3 protein-coding genes are annotated in these 3,236 nt (G+C 57.8%); all 3 read left to right on the forward strand.

Going from position 1 to position 3,236, the window contains the following annotated elements; genetic code table 11:
* The coding region (locus GOQ28_RS18700; protein ID WP_336603817.1) for a DUF6862 domain-containing protein at positions 1-2,097 on the forward strand (2,097 nt) is incomplete at its 5' end.
* A gap of 7 nt (positions 2,098-2,104) precedes the next feature.
* Positions 2,105-2,452, forward strand: a complete 348-nt coding sequence (locus tag GOQ28_RS18805) for an immunity 8 family protein (protein WP_160357474.1) — start codon at positions 2,105-2,107, stop codon at positions 2,450-2,452.
* Positions 2,453-2,678: 226 nt separating this feature from the next.
* Positions 2,679-3,236: hemagglutinin repeat-containing protein (locus tag GOQ28_RS18470; RefSeq protein ID WP_160357476.1), on the forward strand; the 558-nt coding region annotated here is incomplete at its 3' end.

A 3,236-nucleotide genomic window follows, 5' to 3' on the forward strand; every position in this document is an offset into this window, starting at 1 on the left:
TCCAAGACACGTAACGGCGACATCGAGATAAGCCTGTGTCTTCCGCCATCCTGCGTCGGCAACAGCATCGCGGGCGGGTTCGGCGTGGGCCGGATGAAGAGCAATTTCGAATCCGTCACAGAGCAAAGTGGCCTGTGGGCGGGCGATGGTGGCTTTCAGATCGACGTCCAGAACAACACGCGTCTTATCGGCGGCGTGATCGCCAGCAGCGACGCGGCAATCGCGGATAGGTTAAACAAACTCGGCACCGGTACGCTAGTCACCGAAGATATCAAGAACACCGCGCACTACAGCGCACATCAGGTGTCGGTCAGTGGTGGCGTGGGGTTTGGTGGCGAAAAGTCCAAGGATTCTGGCCTGGGCACCACGAAAGACGGCCAAGTCGCTGGCGGTGCGACCAAGGAATCAGGTACGTCCGCCTCCACCGGTGCCGGCGGCCTCGGCATGGGTATGCCCATGGTCGCTGCCGCCCGCGGGAGCAGCAGCTCCATCACCTATAGCGCTATCAGCGCAGGCGACCTCTTTATCCGCGATGAAGCCGCGCAGCAGGACCTGACCGGCATGACCGCGACGGAGACCATCGCGTCGCTCAAGCGGGATACGTCCGATACGTTGAATACGCTCAGGCCTATCTTCGACAAGGACAAGATCGAAGCCGGGTTCGAGATCGCGCAAGAGGCGAGCCGGCAGGTGGGGCAGTTTTTGGAGAATCGGGCCAAGGAGGCCGATACCCTGAAACGGTCCGTGGACGCTGAGCAAGATCCAGCCCTCAAGGCACTGCTAAAGGCTCAGTATGACGAAGCGGCGAAGTGGAGCCCCGACGGTGAATATCGCCTGGCCATGACGGTGCTGACGGGCGCGGCGAGCGCGAACGTTGCAGGCAGCGTGGCGCAATATGTGCAGTCTGCGGCGGCGAGCTATCTGCAGGCGCTGGGAGCCCGCGAAGTCAAGTCTGTAGCAGACGCCCTGCATAGCGAAACTGCTCGTGTCGCGTTACAGGGCCTGATTGGTTGCGCGGGCGCGGCTGGCGCGGGACAAGACTGCAGCGCCGCAGCGATGGGCGCGGCAGCCAGCGTCGTGGTTAACAACCTCATGGAGGGCGTAACTGGGCGGACCGCAGATCAACTGAACGCCGAAGCACAGGATGCACATGTCAATCTGGTAAAGAGCCTCGTTGCGGGTCTATCCACGGCGCTGGGAGGCGACGCCGCGGTAGCCACATTAGCGGCGCAACTCGAGACGCAAGCGAACTATCTCGGGCAAAAGTCGCCGGATTTTAGAGCGGCCGAACAAAAGCAATTCGATGACGCCATTGCCGCATGCGGTCCGGGTAATCCAGAGGCTTGCGCGCGGGCGCGTGAGCTAGGCGGCCTGTCCGAACAACGCAATCAGGGGCTTGCGCGGGCGTGTGCCGACGGAGATTCCCAGATATGCCGTGCGGCGATCAAGCTCGCCACAACGAGCGGCAATGTTGTGTTCTTTGATGGATACGGATCCCCCGTGGTGGTGCCAGCTGATTCGCCCATGATTCAGGCGACGCCCAATCTGAGAGACGGCACATTCCACTACGGAATTGCAGCGAGCGTTGCGGAAGGGTTGGCGTTGGATGTCGGGGGTGGGGCGTTTAGTGGGATAGCGTCTGCGGTCCGCGGCGTCTTGAAGCCATTAGCTACGGATGCGTACCTACCTGCAAAAGGCCTCTCGGTTAGCACCGGTGCCGAGAATGCCGCATTAGTTCCCAAGTTAAAGGTACAGTTGGCCGAACAGAATCTCCGCAATATTGCGGCGCAGGATTTTCGTTTGGCTGCTGCAATAAAGGGTAGTGGGACTAAAAATCCCAACTTTTCGATTGGCCAAGGGACATATGCTGAAGCGGAGCACTTAGGTAAAATTTGGGTCGGGGACGGTGCTAAGCCCACAAGTGACGGACTTGGCTTGATAAGCGCGGACGGAACGCGAGGGTATCGGCCACCAACACGGAAAGCTTCCCCTTTTGCGACGACGGGAGTCCAGGCCAATTACGAAACCTATCAGATTAATCCAGTGACGGGGCGACGCATAAAAGTGAGCGATGGCCACCTGAATATAGCCGATTAGGACCCATATGCGACCTGTTATAAAAGGCTTATCACACGATCTCTACGAGCTGAATACGTATTTGCCGGAAGACATTGAGAATTTCTGTTTAAGTTTTCGTATCCGAATTGGTCCCGAATGCTCCATAGGGGCAGACAACTTCGATCTCTCTATCTGCACTCCGAAGTGGCTCGACGAATCGTTATGGGAACCTCAGTGGGGAAAAGGGCTGTTAATTATCCGGAAGTACGACTTTGGTGTCATTCGCAATTTAATCCAGAATTATGTGGATGCATGCGAGGGTGAAAGTTGGCACGAAATTGCGATGCAGCTCTCAAGCGTATTTTTATGGGAATATGAAGGCTACCGACCTTAAGTCGTTTCGTCACCTATAAAGCCACCGGCTGTAGCCGTGGTGGGGCCTTACGACTTGGATTTCAATAAGGGGCAATTTTTTGAGAATGACCCGGACAATGCCGTCGCGCCGAGATCGCCCCGCGGAACATGGGGCCAGTTATGAACTCGGAACCTTAGCTGGTTTTGGGGCATGTGATGTCGATGCCAGCGTAAATTCCCCGTAGCGGTAAAGTTGATTAGTTAACATCAAGTTCAGCGCCCGCTCTGACAAAAGCAGCAGTCGGTACGACAGCGCGGCGACCTCCGCAGTGGGTTCGGCCATGGCAGCCGGTCGAGATGTCAATCTCATGGCCAAAGGCGCCGGCCCACGCTCCGACATCAGCATCATTGGTTCCACGTTATCGGCGGGGCGTAACGTATCGCTGATGGCCGAAGGCGATCTATTGCTACAAGCGGCCCGCAACGCCGCTGAGTTTCAGTCGAGTAGCAAGGACAGCGGCGGCAGTGTTGGTATCGGTTACTCCACAGGCCAGACCACCGGCCTTACCCTCGAGTTGGGTGCCTCGATAGCGCGCGGCACCGAGCATGGTAAGGAAGAGTCCTGGACCCATAGCCACGTCACAGCAGGCGAGACCCTACGCCTGCAGTCCGGTGGCGATACCACCCTGCGAGGAGCTACCGGTCATTCCGAACGGATCGTAGCCAACATCGGCGGCGACTTGCGGATAGAGAGCTTGCAAGACAAGAGCCGCTACGCATCCAAGACACGTAACGGCGACATCGAGATAAGCCTGTGTCTTCCG

The sequence above is a fragment of the Bordetella sp. 02P26C-1 genome (genome assembly GCF_009763255.1).
Taxonomy (GTDB): domain Bacteria; phylum Pseudomonadota; class Gammaproteobacteria; order Burkholderiales; family Burkholderiaceae_B; genus Bordetella_A.

Excerpts from the sequence above, each read along its gene's own strand:
- GOQ28_RS18805 (WP_160357474.1), top strand. The coding sequence starts at position 2,105 with ATGCGACCTGTTATAAAAGGCTTATCACACGATCTCTACGAGCTGAAT.